Below are 16,711 nucleotides of genomic sequence, written 5' to 3'. Positions count from 1 at the left end.
ACGCGCGTAGTTCGGCGTACTCGAGCGCCGTTTTGCGCACCGAGTCCATCCGGTCCGACAACAGCTGCTCGAGCTCCGCATTGGTCGGCGCTGTGTCCCGGCCGAGCTGATCGAGCAACTGCTGCTCGACCACGTTCTGCCGCTGTTGCAACTCGGCGCGCTTGCGCTGTCCTACCACGGTCCGCAGATCATCGGCGGTCAAGCCGTAGAACTGCAGGTTGACCGGCTGTCCGGCAACGGTGGGCACGCCGACCGGCTCCGCCGCCAGCACGGCCCGAGCCAGGTCGTCCAAGCGCACCAGGTCGGCGGCTGTCGCGGTGTACTCCTGCTCGGAGATCTCCCCGAGTTCGCGGCGGGTGTAGGCAGCCTGCAACGCATTGTCCGCGGCCTCGATACGGCGTTCCCAGGCGCGGAAGCGCCGGGCGTCGTCGACGAACGTCATCGCACGGTACAGCGCGCTGAAGTTCTCTTCTGCCTCTGCCACCTCGGGTGGTTTCTCAGCCCACTCGGCCAAATTCGCCAGTGCGCGCAGCACCGACAGGGTGTCGTGCAGGTTCGGTGGCAGCAGGAAAGCCGCGCGCTGTTGCGCACTGAGCGGAACGACCTCGATCAGCGCGTTCAGCATCCGATGTGCTTCGTCGCGGGCGGCCAGCCAGCGATCCCGCTCGAAGGGCGGCTCCCCCTCCGGATCCTCCAGCAAGGCCGCAACATCCACGGGCTCCGCAAACAGCGACGGAAGCTGCTGTTGCATCATCCGGTGCTGGACACCGGCCAACCGTCGCAGCTCCGCAAGGCCGGCGCCCAACTTCGGCGGGGGATCCGCCGCGCCGTCGTCGTCGGGTTCCGGCGGGTCGTCGCCGGGAGGGAAGCGAGCGCCCAGGTTGCGGGCCGGGTGGTCCACGCCGGGGTTGTCCGCAGGTTGCTCGCCCGGTTGCAGCTTGTGCACGGGCCTGCGGTGCTCGTCGAAAACGATGCCGTACAGCGGGCCTTCGGGTTTGTCCCATTCGTCGAACCGCACGTCGTGCACCGCGTTCCCGACGAATTCGTGCACCCGCACGTGCCCGTCGGATCCTCGGTACACCACGAACAGGTGCGCGCCGGCATCCCCGAAGTCCACCGCTCCGAATACAGCCCCGCCACGTTCGGCGATCGCGTACATCTCGTCGAGCGAATCGAACCCGCCCGGCTGCCACTTCGCGCCGGCAGCCAGCGCCACCGCTTTCGGGCTCATGCCTGCCAGCTGCAGCTTCTTGTCCTGCAACGACGGCGGATGCACCGGCAGCCGCAGAACTTTCGCGCCGAACCATAATCCTTCGGCCGCGCACAGCTGCGGCGTATCCCCGAGCAGGTGCCGTACCTGCGGCATGGCCGGGCGTTGCGGCGGTGTCGAGCCGTCGGCAAAATCGGCGGCCGACAGATCGGCCGACAACCGGCCGGGCGGGCGGCGCCGCACCGTGTCCGTCGGGCCAGCGGGTAGGCGGCGCACCCCGTTGGTCGGGTCAGCGGGTGGGCGGGCGCCGCCGTTGGCGTCGGCGGGTCGCCACCGCTCGATGTCGTCACCAACGCGGACCAGGGTGTCCGTCAGCGCTGCGTCGAGTTCCGTTATCTGCGCGGACAATTCCCGGCGGCGAGCGGCCACGGTGACGTGATCACCAGCGTGCCGTTCGGCGAGCGAGGCGAGTTCCTCCTTGGCGCGCCGCAGTTTCCCGGCCGCGCTGTCGAGTTGTTGCGTGTGCCGGTCGAGGGTGCGCACCCGCCGCGCCCAGTCCGCTCGCGCATCGGCGGCATCGGCGAACTCGAGCAGAACGCGAGACAACCAGAGCCGCTGCGGATCCCGCTCGGACATGCCGAGTAGTGTTGCGGCCTCGCGCAGCTCCCTGCGCCACATCGGACTCTCCCAATCCGGCTTCAGACTGGTCAGCCCGGTCAGTCCGGCGAGTTCGATCGAGGCGTCGAAGGAAGCGGTCCGCGATAGATCACGGAATCGCACAGTCGCGCTGGCATGTTCGGCTCTGGCCTGACGCAGCGCCGCGGAGACCGCCTCGATCCGGCGGATCCGCTTACCAGCAGCCAGGAACTGCTCGAGTTCACCAACGGCGATGGCGTGGTCGCGCAGCGCCCGAAGCTGATGCAGCTCTTGCTCGGTCGGCCGCGCTTGCCCGTCCGGTCCGGGTTGCCGGTTCGCCGCGGCTTCGTGCACCTGCCGCAGCAAGGCACGGAATCCGCCATGCAGCTGCGCCTCGGTCGGGATATTCAGACCCAGGTCCCGCAGCAGTGCCTCGACCGGTGCGGCAAGCTGCGGACGTTGGGCGCGCAAGGCCGCCAAGTGCTTCTCGGCCACCTGGTCCAAGTCCTGGCCTGCGGCATCGGGACCCACCGAAGCAACGTCCTGGTCACCATTCTTCGCGATCTGGGTCTGCCGATACCACAAGCGGTCGGCGGCGGCGTCGCGGCGGGCGCGGACCAGTTCCGGACCCACCTCGCCGCGTCGCGCGACGGGGGTCCGCTCCTGGTCGCGCAGCGCCTCGGCCAAGCCGCTGTCGAGCAGGTCGTCGAGTACCCGGGCGGTGGTGGCGTGCCCGTCGAGTTCGCGGTCCCATTCGAGCTGGTCGCGCAGTTCCAGGAATTCCGTGGCCAACCGGGCACGCTCGACCACGACCTGCTCGGCGGGGTTCAGCACGTCACGACCGGCGAGCTCGGCCGGTACCTGGGCAAGGGCCATCAGCTCCGCGCGGGGCAGTCGCGCCGGCGGGGTGTCGGTGTCCAGTAATGCCCACAACAGCATGCCGGTGTTCTCGTAGGCACTGCCCAGCTCCGTCTGCATCCGGCGCTGCGCCGCTCGGCTCAGGTGCTCACCCCACGCCGTCGCCTCGACGTCCAACCGTCTCCGGTCAGCGGCGAGTTCCTCCAGCCGGGCTACTTGGGCGGCCAACCGGCGGTACGGTTCGGTGCCTGCGCCTGCCCGGACCTGGGCTTCAGTCGCACGCAGTCGCCGCTGGAGTTCCGCGATCCGGCTGGACCGCGCCTGGATTCGGTCGATCCGATGCAGCAGTCGCGTGGTCTCGTGCCGCCAGCGGAATTCCCACGACGCCGCCGCGAGTTCCGGGGACTTGTCGGTCCGGTCGCGCAGATCCGCCAGTTCCTGGGTGACCAACACGTCGTCGGCCAACACCGTTGGCGACACCCCGAGCAGCTCGGCCAACCGCCCGCGCACCGCGACAAGCTGGGCATCCCAGGTGACCCGCGCCGAGGAATCCGGCCACAGCACCAGACGCGGGTCCACCCATTCCCCACGCGCGGTGAGGTCCGCACGGCGCGACTCCAGTTGCAGGCGAACAGCGGCAGCCAAACCCGGTACCCGGTTTTCGGCCTCGTTCAGCAGCCGGGCCAGCCCCGGCCCCGGACCGGCGTCGCCGCGCTCCAGCAGGGCATTGGGACCGCGGGGCATCCGCGCGCCCATATTCGCGATTGCGAACGCCTTACCCATCACCCCCCGGGTGCGGCCGTCCACGCCGAGCGACACCGCCGCGGCCCCGTCGGCATTGAAGACTATGCCGTGCAACCCGACCACACCGGACAGGCCCTGGCGCCACGACTCGAAATCGACCGCAGGCCGGTTCCCATCGCGCACCATGATCCGACCGTTCTCCCGGTAGATCGCCACCGCATGCGCACCGACCACACCTTCGCGTTGGAAACCGTCGAACGCCACCGCCGCGATCATCACCTCACCCTCGTGCACCGCATCGGCCAGCTCGTCGAAGTCCGCGAACCCCTGCGGATTCCAGTCCGCGCCCACCAAGAAAGCGCCGAGCTCGCCGGTCACCCCGTTCCGCGGCGCGGACATCGACTCGAGCATCTCGATCCGCCTACGCAGATCGGCGACCACCGGGTCGGTATCGGGGTGCACACCCGTAACCCGCAATCGGGCCGCCAGCGCCCGGTTCAGCGCGAATCGAGCCGCTTCCGGGAAGCAGTTGTTCGCAACGCCTTCCACCCGATGCGAGGGCAGCCACGCCGCGATGCCCTGGTCCTGGTGCTCGGCGACGACCCGGTCGCGATGGTCCGCCAGTGCCTCGTCGGAGCGGGCGTGGAACACCAGGTCCGGGTCCGCGGCGCGGGTCGGCATCCGAGGATCGGCAGAGACGGTGTCGTGGTGGCCGACCAGTCGCACGGTCTGCGCGGGCAGTCCGGCTTCGGCCCGGGTGGCCCGCATATCGGCCACCGCCCGCGCCAAGGCTGCGCCGTCCGGTCCGATCCAGACCACCGCAGCAGTCGGCCGCTCGGATGCCGCGACATCACCGACCGCGGCGGCGGTGGCCCGCTGCAACGTATCGTCCGGCGAGGAGGAATTCCAGTCCACCGCATGGAAGCTCACGACTTCCGCCGCGTCCAAGTCGCCGATCACCAGCAGCGTGCCGGTGGTGCCGATCATCTGCACCGCCGGATGTCCCGGCACCTGCGCGGCCCATCGTTCGGCGGCGGCCAACAGGTCCACCCGGGAGTTCACCAGTGTCGACTGTTGCTGCTGCTCAGGGGTGCGGGAGCCCGGCGCCGCCAGTTCCCCCCGGCCGCGGCGCAACATCAGCCGCATCGCCTCGTCGCGCGCCGCGCGCGGGAAACCTTCGGTGCTGGCCACTGTTTCGGGCGTCGCCTGGATCAGCGCCCGCCGTGTGTCCGGGTCGGTCCATTCCCACGCGACCGCGTAATCGTGCGCCGATTGCGCCCACCTCCGGATGCCGCGCATCCGATCCAGCGCCCGGTTGTACTGCCGCTGGGTGTACCCCGGGTCCTCGGGCAGCGCCGGGCGCGGCTGGCCGCGTACGGAATCCACCCCGCCCCGCTGCGCTTCGATGCGCTGTTCCAAGGCCCGTACCCGATCGACGGCCAGGTGATATCGGCGCACGGCGCTGACCAACCACTGCACCCGGTTGATGCGCTCCCGGTCCGCGGCGGGCAGTTCCTGACCCGGTGCCAGGGCCGCCGCCAACTGGCTCTTATCCGCCAGGAATCGCCTCAGCCTGCCCAGGGCTTCGTGGTAGTTGGCACCCGCCAGCTCCGCGTCATGAACCGACAGCTGCTCGATGGTGTCAGCGGGCAGCAGCCCGATCGCGTCCATCAATGCCCGCGCCGCGCTGCGCCGGTCGGCGACCAGCGCGCGGTACCCGGTGCGCAACCCAGGCGGGATCTCCCTGCCCCTTTCAGAGGACACGCTGGCGGTGAGCTGCCACTGCGCCGACCGGAGATCGTCCGCGGCCGCCTCGAGACGGCGTTGCGCAGCCGTCACCTCCGGATGATCCGCGCGCAGCAGGTGAGCCGACTCGGCTTCCCGCAGCTGCCGCAAGGAGAAAGACCATTCAGACAGCGCGGCAACATAATCGGTGTCGGCGTCGGTCCACGCCGAGACCGGCTGGGCGCGTACCTTGTCGAACCATGTCCGGAACTCGCGGATTCGTTCGCTGAACTGCTGGAAACTGCGGGTCGCCAGCTCCAGCCGCATCGGCACATCCGCGCGTGCCGACCGCAGGCGGGTCAAGAACCGCAGCTCGTCCTGGTACCGGTCCGGCGACGCCAAATGGTCCGGGCTCGCCGGCGGCATCTGCGCGGCGAGTTCCCGAAGCTCCGACCAAGCGTGGTCGTAGTCGTCGACCAGCATTTGGTATAGACCGCGTGCTTCGGTGGGAATCGCCCCTGTTGGGCTGGGCAGCCTGTGGGGCGGCGGCTCGGACGGGGCGCACGACAGCACTGCCACGGTGATGTTGTCGTGGCCACCGTTGACCAGCGAGCGGTCCCGCAAGCGGTCGCGTATCGTCGGCAGGTCGCCGACGCGCCCACCTTCGAGCACCTGGACCATCCTGTCCGGCCGGCCGGTACCCCATAGCCCGTCGGAGTGGGCAACTACGACGTCGGTCTCCGACAATGTGCCGGAACGGACATACGTCCCCTGCCCGTTCGGGGCATCCGGCGGCGGCGGGCCCTGACCGCGGCCGAGGGCGTAAGCAATGGCATACGGATTCCGGCCCTCCCGACGTAGCCGATCTACCGCCTGCTCCTCGGTCCACCCAGCCAGCAGGTACAGATTCAGCACGTTGTGGTCGGTGGTGACGGTCTCCGCCGTGCCATCGGTCCGCAGCACCTGGACCTGGCTGTCTCCGACCCATCCGGTGACATAGTGGCCCGGCAGCCCATTCCGACCCGGCTGCAGCATGACCGCCGCGATCGTGGTCATCGGCGGGTTGTCGTGGTCGGGGTACTCGCGATCGGACATCGTGACCACCGCAGCCTGCGCGGCGGCGATCGCACCCTGCATCGCTTGATCCGCGTTGGCGGTGGACAGCCGCTGCTCGGTGCCGAGCCGTTTCGCGAACTCCGCCAGGTGATCCCGAGCCGCCTTCGCGGCGACCTCGGCAGCACGATGGGCGTCCGTCGACGAGGACACACCGTCGCACACCACCGCGATGCGGACCGGCCCCTCAGGGGTCTCGATCACCGCCGCGGCCATGCTGTCTTCGTTGCGCTCCTTAGCCGCGCCCCGGTCGCTGACCCCCACGACCGAGCCCAGGTCGATGTCGACCTGGTCGAGCGGGTCGGTATCCGCGACGACATCGGGGGTTGGGGCTGCAGCCCGCAACCCCCAACTCAACCGCGGGTCGGGATTCGCGCTATCGGCAGGTAGGTCGGCGGTCGAGCCGGGTTGGGCGCCGAACCCCGTGGGCGTCTCACGACTTTGCTGAAGTCCTCGACTCCACCTGCTGTCGAACTCGGCGACCGGACGCAACACGGGATCGGCGGCCAACCGCTGCGCGGCCAGCTGAATCTGCTGCGTGGCCTCGGCATAGCGCTGCGCGACATCCGGTGCAGCGGTCAACCGCAGCTCCGCGCGCGCCTGCCTCCAGTCCGCAACCACGGCGGCGAAGCGAAGCAACTCGTGCCGCTGTCGCGGTGACAGACCTTCCGGCACCTGGGCGCCCAACAAGTCGACGAATGCGTCGACGCCAACCCTCAGTTCGCGAACACGGCGAACTGCCGACCATGCGAACGGGCGAGCCACCTTTTCCTGCGGCCCCGGCCTGTCGTCCACGGGGTATCCCTGGTCGCGGTCCGCCCTGCGTGCACCCCGCACCTGCGCGGCCGCGTTCGCCACGGCCTGCTGCGCGTGGTGGTACTCGACCAGATCCGAGAGTCCCCTGCCTACAACGTCCCTAGGGACCACCGGCTGCCGCCCGTGGGCTCCGGGTTCGGTCGGCGCGCACAGCACCGCGACACCGGTGATGTTGTCGGTTTCGCCCTGGTCCAATTCCAGGTCGGCCAGTGCGCCCAGCGCGGCGGTCAGGTCGCCGTCGTGCTCGGCAAAGGCCTGGGCGAAAGACGGTGCCTGCCGGTTCTTGCCGCCGATACCGTCGGTGTGCACGAACAGGATGTCGGTCTCTGAGACATCGCCGTCGCTGAGATATCGGTAGTGGCGCTGCGCGCCTTGCACCGGCGGGCCCCCGCGCGCGCCATAGCCTTCCGCGTTCTGCATGCCGAAGCCGAGCGCGTTCATCAACGGGCCGCTGCTCGCCGCCGCTTCGCCGACCACATGACCGACATCCTCGATATCGGCACCGGTCGCGACGGCCGCGTCGAAGAGCATGCCCATCCCGACGGCCGAATGGTCGAAGGTCACCGTCCGCGACTTGCCCGGGTCGGTCGGGTCGAGCACGTCGACCCGGCTGTCACCGACCCACCCCGCCGTGTACCGACCCGGTTTTCCGTCTTGCCCGGGGTCCACCAGCACCAACGCGATGGTGGCCTGCGGCGGCCTCGTGATTTTGTCCGAGGGTGCATTCTCCGCGATATCTGCCTGAGCCTTCGCGAGAACGTCGGCGTACTCGCGCTCGGTCAGCGCCATGACCGCGGCCTGTGCCGCGTCGATAGCCTTGGCCACCATGTCCCTGCGCTGCCCGTCGGTGATCGGGGCGGCAGGGTCGTGCGCTGCCAGTGCGGCGCGCAGGCTTTCGCGGGCCGCCGCGACCGCCGCGGACGCGGCGCGGTGGCCGTCCACCGACCGCGACACCCCGTCGGAGACGATCGCAAACCGCATCGGACGACCGCCGACGACGATCACGTCGGCAGCCATCGCGTCCTGGTTCCCGTTCTTGTCCGGGCCGCGATCGCTCACCCCGACAACGGATCCCAGGTCCATGGTTTCCCGGGCGAGTTGCGCCCACGTCGCCTGCAGCGGGTCGATCGCGGCGCTCACCCGGCGGATGAGCGCGCGTCCTTCGGCCTCGCCAACCGGGTTCAGGTGCGCGTCGCGCACGGCGTGCACCGCAGTGGACCATTCCGGCAGTGCGGCGGCAAATCGTCCGGCCGCGGCGAGCCACTCCGGTGCATGCTGTTGCCGCTCCCGCACCTCGGCGAGAAGCACGGCGACCTGGTCGGCCATACCGGCCAGCTCGTGGTAATGGTTCGTGTGCGCGGCCAACTCGACCCATCCGGGCGGCGGGCTGTGCGTCGGGTTGAACAACGGATTGTCCAGCACGCTGTTCGGCGGGTCAGCCGGCAGTTCGGGCGAGGGGCCCAGCAGACGGTTGAGTTCGGTGACGAACTTCTTCGAACGCAGCGTGACCCGCGAAGCATCGTCCAGGTTCAACGCATTCGCCGCGTCTTCCATCGCGCCGCGCGCGACCTCCCGTTGCACGGTCAGGTCGGCCAACGCTTGCCGTAGCAGGCGCTGTGTCCGCTCCGGCGTCGGCGGGGGCTCGGCACGCGGAACACCCAGGCGCGCAGCCGCTCCGAAGCCCGCAGCATCCGGCCGTGCACCGATGTTCGCGACCGGGAACGCGGCACCCGCCATCCCCTGCGTCCGGCCGCTGTCGTCGAGCTGATGCGCGGGTGACCCGTCGGCGTTGATGACGATGCCGTGCAACCCGACCACACCGGACAGACCCTGCCGCCACAACTGGAAATCGACCGCAGGCCGATTCCCATCGCGCACCATGATCCGACCGTTCTCCCGGTAGATCGCCACCGCATGCGCACCAACCACACCCTGGTGCTGGAAACCGTCGAACGCCACCGCCGCGACCATCACCCCACCCTCGGGCACCGCGGCCGCCAGCTCATCGAAGTCCGCGAACCCCCGCGGATCCCAGTCCGCGCCCATCAGCTGCGCACCGAGATCGCCCCGCACCCCGTGCTCCGGCACCCCGAACAGCTCCACCATCGCCAACCGGTTGCGCAGATCGGCGATCAGCGCGGGATCGGCGTCAGGATCCCGCTCCAGCGCCGCCAGCACTCGCGCCAACCCGAACCGGGCCGCTTCCGGGAAGCAGTTGTTGGCAACGCCTTCCACCCGATGCGACGGTTCCCAGCGCGAGACCCCCGGGTCCGGCGCGTCGATGTCGACACGGTCCCGATGCGCCGCCAGCGCCTCGTCATCCCACGCGCGCAGTACCAGGTCCGGGTCGACCTGCGGGATTCCATCGAACCGCTGATCCGGCGGGGTCAGGTCATCGTGGCCGACCAACACCACATCCGGCAGCGAAAGACCGCTATCGGCACGGTCTTTCAACATTCCGGCCACGTCCTGGGCCAGGGCGGGACCGTCCGGCCCGACCCACACCACCGCCGCGGTCGGCCGCTCGGCCACCGCGACGCCGTCGATCGCGGCCGCCGTAGCCTGCATCAAGGTCGATACCGGGTCCTGGGTGTTGTGGTCCACCGCGTGGAAGCGGATTTCTTCCGCGGCGTCCAGATCACCGATCACCATCATCGATCCGGTCTGGCCGATGAGGTGCACCGCCGGATGCCCCGGCACTTGCGCCGCCCACCGCTCGGCCGCGGTCACCAGGTCCACCCGGAAATTCACCATCGCCAGCTGACGCGGATCCGCATCGGTCTGCTGCCGCAACCTTTCCCGGCCGCGGTGCAACACCAACCGCATCGCCTCGTTACGCACCTCGTGCGGGAGACCTTCGATGTGGGCGATCGCTTCGGGCATCGCCTGGATCAGTGCCCGCCGGGTCACGTGGTCGGTCCACGCCCACATGACCCTGACATCGGCGGGCGACTGCGCGAACGCCTGAATGGTCCGCCACCGTCGCATCGCCCGCTCACGCTGCTCATCGGTGAACCCGTGATCCGGATCCAGCGTCGGCCGCGGCTGCGCGTCCAGCGTGTCCGCCCCGTCGCCGTGCGTACGGATGCGCTGCTCCAGGGCCCGCACCCGGCCGTCTGCCCGGTGGTATCGCTGCGTGGTGTGGATCAGCCAGTCGAGCCTGCGTTCCAGTTCCGCGCTCTTCGACAGGTCGGTCGCAAGCTGCCGCAGCGTCTCCTGGGTGTCGGACAACTCCGTCGTCAGCTGCCCCAGCGCGTCCTCGCCGTCGGACACCTCGGCCGTCAGCTGCCGCACCGCGTCCTGGTCGTCGGACCCCTCGGTCATCTGCTGCCGCAGCACACGTAGGTGGTCAGCCGCTTCGGCGATCTGCTGCCGCAGCGCATCCTGGTGGTCGGACACCTCGGCCATCAGCTGCCGCAGCACGTCCTGGTCACTCGACGCCTCGGCCACCATTTGGCGCAGCGCGTCGACTGCGCCGTGGTGGTCCTCGCCCACCAGGTCCTCGACGGTGACCGGCAGTGAGCCGATCAACCCCTGCAACGCGTCCCGCGCGCTGTCCCGCTCGGCGAGCAACATCCGGTACCCGCGCCGCAACCCGGGCGGGATCTCCAGACTCCCGTCGAGCGACCGGGTGTCGCCGAGTTGCCGCACACTCTGGCGGACATCGCGCCACGCCTCCGTATGGCGGCGCACCGCCTCCGCCACGTCAGGGTTGCTCAGGGTCGGATCGTCGTCACCGACCGGGCGGGGCAGCTCCAGCAGCAGCGCCAACTCATCGTAGCGCTGCTCGGCCAATGCCTCGTCGACGCCGGACAGCGTCACCGTCCGCAACTCTCCCAGCGAAGCCGACCAATTCGACAGCGCGGCAAGGTAATCCGCGTCGTCATCGGTCCACTGCGCCGGCGGCCGGTCGCCGACCGTGTCGAGCCACCGCCAGAACCCGCGCAGCTGCCCGGCGAGCGCATGGAAATGACGCGCCGCGACTTCCAACCGGAATTCCACGTCCTCGGCGAGGTCGTCGCCCAGCCGCTGCATCTCGGCGACGAACCGGTCCGGCGCCGCCATGTTTTCCGGGTTCGCCCCCGCCTGCGCGGCCAGCCGCCACAGGTCGGCCCTGCCACGCTCGTATTCGTCGGCCAAGACGCGGTAGGCCCGCCGGAACCCGACCGGAATCCCCAGGGGCGGCGGCGGCAGCCTGCGCGGGGCGGACGGAGCACAAGACACCAGCGCCAGGGTGATGTTGTCGTCCCCGCCGTTGAGCAGTGCCCGGTTCAGCAGCCGGGTGCCCATGTTCCGCAGGTCGCTGTTGCGGCCGCCGTCCAGGACGATGTCCATCTCGTCGGGCTCCGGGTTGGTGCCCCACAGCCCGTCGGTGCTGACCAGCACGATGTCTTTCTCCGACACCTCACCGGAGGTGACGTAGTTCGCGTGCATGGTGTCGTCCGGCGGCGGTGGGCCGGCGTCTGGGCCGAGCGCGTACGCGATACCGTGCGCGTACGGGTCTTGCAGCACCTGACGCTGGGTCATCCCCTCGGCCTGCACGTAGTACGGCAACGCCGAATGGTCCTGGGACACCGCCTCGGACGCACCGTCGGCACGCAGCACTTGGACCCGGGTGTCGCCGACCCAACCGGCCGTGTATTGCCCGGGCCTGCCGTCACGTCCCGGCTTGACGATCACCGCCGCGATCGTGGTCTTGGGCGGCTTCGGGTCGTCGGCGTAGTCGTCGTCGGTCAGCTTCACCACCGCGGCTTGCGCGGCGTCGATTGCCTCCCGCATCGCCTGATCCGCCTGCGCGGTGGTGAAATCCCCCTGCCTCTGGAACGCGAAAAAGGCCAGGTGGGCACGGGCGGCGCGCGCGGCAACCCGAGCGGCGCGATGGGCGTCGGTCGTCGATCCCACGCCGTCACACACCACCGAAATCCGGATCGGCCCCGCCGGGGTGTCGACCACCTCCGAGTCCATCCAGTCCTGGTTCTGCTGCTTGTTCGCGTTCGCGCCCTTGTCGCTGACCCCGAAGATCGACCCCAGGTCGGTGTCGAAATGGTCGACTGGATCGGTGGAATCGCTGGTAACCGTGGTGTTCTCGGGAAGGGCGACCGGGCCCCACCCGTCGTCCAACTCGGCGAGCGGGCGCAGCGCGGAATCGGCTGCCAGCCGCTGTGCGGCGGTGTGGACCTGTCGGGTGGCTTCGTCGTAGCGTCGCGTCGTCGCCTCGTCCACCTCGGTGTCCGGGTCCGCGGCCGACATCTCATCGTTCGCGGCGTGCCACTGCGCAACCGCGGCGCCGAAGTCCAGCAACCGCTGCCGCTGATGCGCCGAAAGCCCGTCTCGCGTATCCGCACCCAGCAGATCGAACAATGCGCCGACTCGCCGCTCCGCTTCCCGATAGCGGGCAACCGCCGACCGGGCCGCCCCCCGCACCCGCCGCTCCTCCGGGCCCGGCCCGTCGTCTTCGGGGCGTTCCGCGAGCCCGTCCTCGTAGCTCTCCTCGTCCAGCTGACGCGCCGCACGCACCTGGCCGGCCGCGTCCGTCATGGTCTGGCGCGCAGCGTGATAGCCGACCAGGTCGGCCAGCCCCACCTGCACCCGGGCCGCATCGAGAACCCGCGTCGGCCGCGGCGGCGCGGGTTCCGGCTCGGTCTCCGGTTCCGGCCCGGTCTCCGGTTCCGGCTCGGCCGGCGGGTCGGGCTCGGTCGTGGCGCACAGCACCGCGACACCGGTGATGCTGCCCGCCGCCCCGGCGGCCCGGGCGCCATCGGCCAGGTCGGCCAGCGCGGCGGGCAGGTTGCCCGGGTTGTCGGCGAAAGCCTGGGCGAGCGTGGGCGCTTCACGGTTGGCATCCCCCAGACCGGCAGTGCGCGCCAGCAGTACCTGAGTGTCGGAGACCTCACCGGTGGTGATGTAGCGGCCCGCCTCCGCCGGCGGACCGCCACGTGTGCCGTCGCCCTGCTCGTTCTGCGCGCCGAAGCCGAGTGCATGCTCGAGCTTCCGGCCGTCGCGGCCGAGTTGCACGTTCGCGTCCGCTTCGCTGCCTGCGACAACATGCCCGGCCGCACCCGCGGCATCGGCCATGAAGTTCCCGACCGGCGAGTGGTCGAAGGTCACCGTCCGCGCGGCGTCGGGGTCGGCCGGGTCGAGCACGTCGACCCGGCTATTGCCGACCCAGCCTGCGGTGTAATTCCCGGGCTCGCCGTCGCGGCCCGGGTCGACCAACACCACCGCGATGGAAGCCTGCGGCGGCGTGACGACTATCGGGGCGCCCTCGTCGATCGCCCGTTGCGCCCGGTCCCGGTCATCGGCGTACTCCCGCTCGGTCAGCTCCAGCACCGCCGTCTGCGCCGCGTCGATGGCCTTGCGCACCATGCGGGCCCGGTCTTCTTCAGTGAGCTGGGCACCAGGCTCGTGTTGCTGCAAGGCCGTTCGCAGGCTCGCCCGGGCCGCCGCGGCCGCCACTTCGGCAGCGCGGTGGCCGTCGATGGAATCCGGCACCCCACCGGCGGCGATGGCCATGCGGATCGGGCGCCCGTCCACGACGATGACGTCGGCGGCCATCGCATCCTGGTTGGCATCCTGCTGCGGCCCCCGATCACTCACTCCGGCAACCGAACCGCGGTCCAGCGTCGCCCGGCCGAGTCGTGCCCAGTTGGCCTGCAGCGAATCGGCCCAGTCGAACACGTCGCTGATGACCTGGGCAAGTTCGGAGTCGGACACTCGGGCCAGCGTCGCGTCGCGTGCCTCGCGCATCGCCGTCAGCCACGTCGTGGCCAAGGTGGCATGCCACGCGGCCGCGGCCAGCCACCGCGGCGAATGCTGGTCGCTGTCGCGCACCTGGGCGAGCAGGACGGTGCACTGGTCGACCAGGGCGGCCAGTTCATGGTAGAAGTGCACGTTCGCCGACAGCACCTGCCATTCGTGCGACGAGTCCTGCAGCCGGGTCAGTTCCGTGTCGAATTCCGGCGTCGACAACGCCAGGCGGGTGTCGTCATCGACGTCCAACGCCGCGGCGGCGGCTTCCATCTCCTGACGCGCGGTGTCCAGCTGGGTGGTCAGCTGGGTCACCGTCGCGGTCAACTGCTGCTGCGCCTTCGCGCGCTGCTGCGCGGCCTCTCGGTCCCGCGCGGACTGCGTGCTCGGGTCGGGGATCCGGGACAGCCGCTCCTGCGCCGCCGCCATCCGCTCGGTCATCAACTGGTGCCGCCCGACCGCGGCTTCCAGCTGCCGCAGCTGCGCAGCGGGCACACCCTCGGCACGCAGCCGGGTCAGTTCTGCGTCGAGATCCGCATCCGCCGACAGCAGCTGGTGCAGCTGTGCCTGCGGGATCCGCCCGACGAAAGTATCCAGCTGGTTCAGCGACGACGCCCACGCCAGCACTGCGGTGGTGTGCGCGTGCAGCAGCATCTGCCGCTGCGGCGAGACGCCCTGCTGCTGCAACGAGCCGAGTGTCTCGAATGCGCGGTTGAGTTCGTGATAGTGCGGCACCACCGTACGCAACCGGTCCCTGGCGTCGATGATCCGCACCATCTCGTCCACGGACGCGTCGTCGTCGACCGTCACTCCGCCCAGGTTGTCCAGCGTGTCGGCGAACCTGGCCGGGTCCCGCAGCGCGTCGAGTTGCTCCGGGGTCAGTCGAGCCGCCTGCGCCGCGGCAGCGAAATCGTCGACGGCACGGCTGTGTTCGGCACGCAGCGCGGCCAGCCCGCGTTCCAACGCCGCTTGGACGTCACGCTGCTGCTGGCCCTGGAGGAAGCGCACCCCGCGCTTCCGCTCATCCTCGTCGTCGTCTTCTTCCGCACCCGACGCGGCGGCCAGCGGATCCACCATGGAACCGTCGGGACGAATCTTCAGAACCCATCTGTTCTTCTTGTTACGCAGGCGCGCGGGGGGATTGGCGGGATCAAATATTTCCGGCCCGTCCTTGGCCGGGTCATCGACCATCACCACGCCGTTTTCCAAGTACAGCAGGACTCCGTGGCCGATCACCCCGTGCTCGTCCGCTTCGGCGAAGGCGTAGACCGTGATCATCGTGCCGCCTTCGCCCAGCTCCTCGAGCTGTTCGATGAAATGCTCGTCGGGCGAGACCTGCTTCCACTCCGACTTGTCCTGCTGCCTGCGTCTGGCGGCCAACGCGTGCAACCGATCCCGCTCCGATTCCGCCTGGGTCGTCAGCTGCTGCGCCTGTGCGGTGGCGGCCTGCTGCTGCGCCTGCAGCCGCTCGCCCACCTTGTTCAACCGGTCGAATCGTCCCTGCAGCTTCTGCCGCCGCCCGAGGCATTGCTGCTGCGCACTCTCCAGTTCCTCGATGCGCTGCTGCAGCTCCGCCATACGCTGTTCGGCTTCTCGCTGCACTCGCTGCTGTCGCCGATCCAGCTCGCGCTGTGCTTCCACCAGCGCCGCCGCATCCACGTCCACCTGTGCCAACGCCGCCGCCAACGCCGCCGGATCGTTTTCCGGCGTCGGTTGCCTGCCCGGTTGCTGCAATGCGGCGTCCGGGTCGAGCCGCAGCGACTGTTGCTGCGCCTCCAAAAGCCTGCGCCGCCCCTCGAGCACTAGCTGCTGCCGCTGGAGGCCCGTACGCCGATGGTCCAACAGCTCCTGCTGCCGCTGAAGTTGTACCTGCGCCTGCCGTTGCCTGCCTCGCAGCTCCGCTATCGCCGCGTCGCGGTCCTGTATTTCCTGGTCCAGCTGGCGCTGCTGCTCGCGAAGCTGCTGCTGGGTCTTGTTCGCCCGCCTGGTGCCCCTTTTGAGGCGCCTGCGAGCCCGGCCCAGAATCCCGTGGCCCATGCTGGTCAGCCGCTCATGCTCCTTGTCGGCCTCCAGCCGCAACCGCATCGACTCCTGCCGCGGCGTGACCCCCCGGTTGGTGCCGGATGCCACCAGATGCGCGCCCATGTGGTTCTCGAGGTCCTGAGTGGACGTGCCACCCAGGCCCACATGCCCCATCGGTTTGATATCCGCACCCGGGTGCCGGGCTTGGGCCTTGGCCACCAGCTGCGGAGCACACTGGTTGGTCATATCCGATTCGCCGAGGTCGCCGTCCGGTTCCCCTTCCGGGTCCGGGGTTCCGGGCTCGTCATCGGCGTCCGGGTCGGCAGAGTCGCTGTCGTCGCTATCCGGGTCCTGTTGCGCATCGTCGTCCGGCGCCGGTCGGTTCGCGTCGTCATCCGGCGCGGGTCGGTTCGCGCCGTCGTCCGAATGAGTTTGTGGCGCAGGAGTTACCGGCTCATCCACGTCAGGGCGTGCCGTGGTGTCGCTGTCCGAGTCGTCCCGGGTGCCGCGGACATCGTCGTCGGAGTCGGTCCGGGTCTCCTCATCCGGAGTCGTCTGGTTCTGGTCCGGGTCAGCGGAATCCGGCTGCTGCGTTGCCGGGTCTGGGTCATCCGACGCCGTGTCGGGAACGTTGTTCTCGTCTCGCGCCGTGGATTCCGGCGTCTGCTGCGGCTGTGCGGGATCGGTGGTATCCGCCTGCGGCGAAACCAGCTGCTGGGCGGCGTCACCTTCGTCCGGCGGCACAGTGACCTGTTGCGTATCGGCATCGCCGTGCGAGTTCGGGATCTCCGCCCGCTGCGCCTCGGTGTCCGCGTGCCCGGCGACGACACCGCCACCCAA

The 16,711-nt window shown here is 69.9% G+C and carries 1 protein-coding gene (running past one end of the window); it reads right to left on the bottom strand.

Going from position 1 to position 16,711, the window contains the following annotated elements:
- Positions 1-16,711 carry part of the coding region annotated (locus ON34_RS03965) for a protein phosphatase 2C domain-containing protein (RefSeq protein ID WP_157172163.1) on the bottom strand (this coding region is incomplete at its 3' end). 25,452 nt of the annotated region lie to the left of the window's left edge, so 16,711 of the 42,163 annotated nt are shown.

The organism is Nocardia pneumoniae NBRC 100136 (assembly GCF_000308755.1).
In the GTDB taxonomy this organism is placed as follows: Bacteria; Actinomycetota; Actinomycetes; order Mycobacteriales; family Mycobacteriaceae; genus Nocardia; species Nocardia pneumoniae.
The sequence above is the reverse complement of the archived record's forward strand: the minus strand, read 5'-3'. Positions and strand labels throughout refer to the sequence as shown.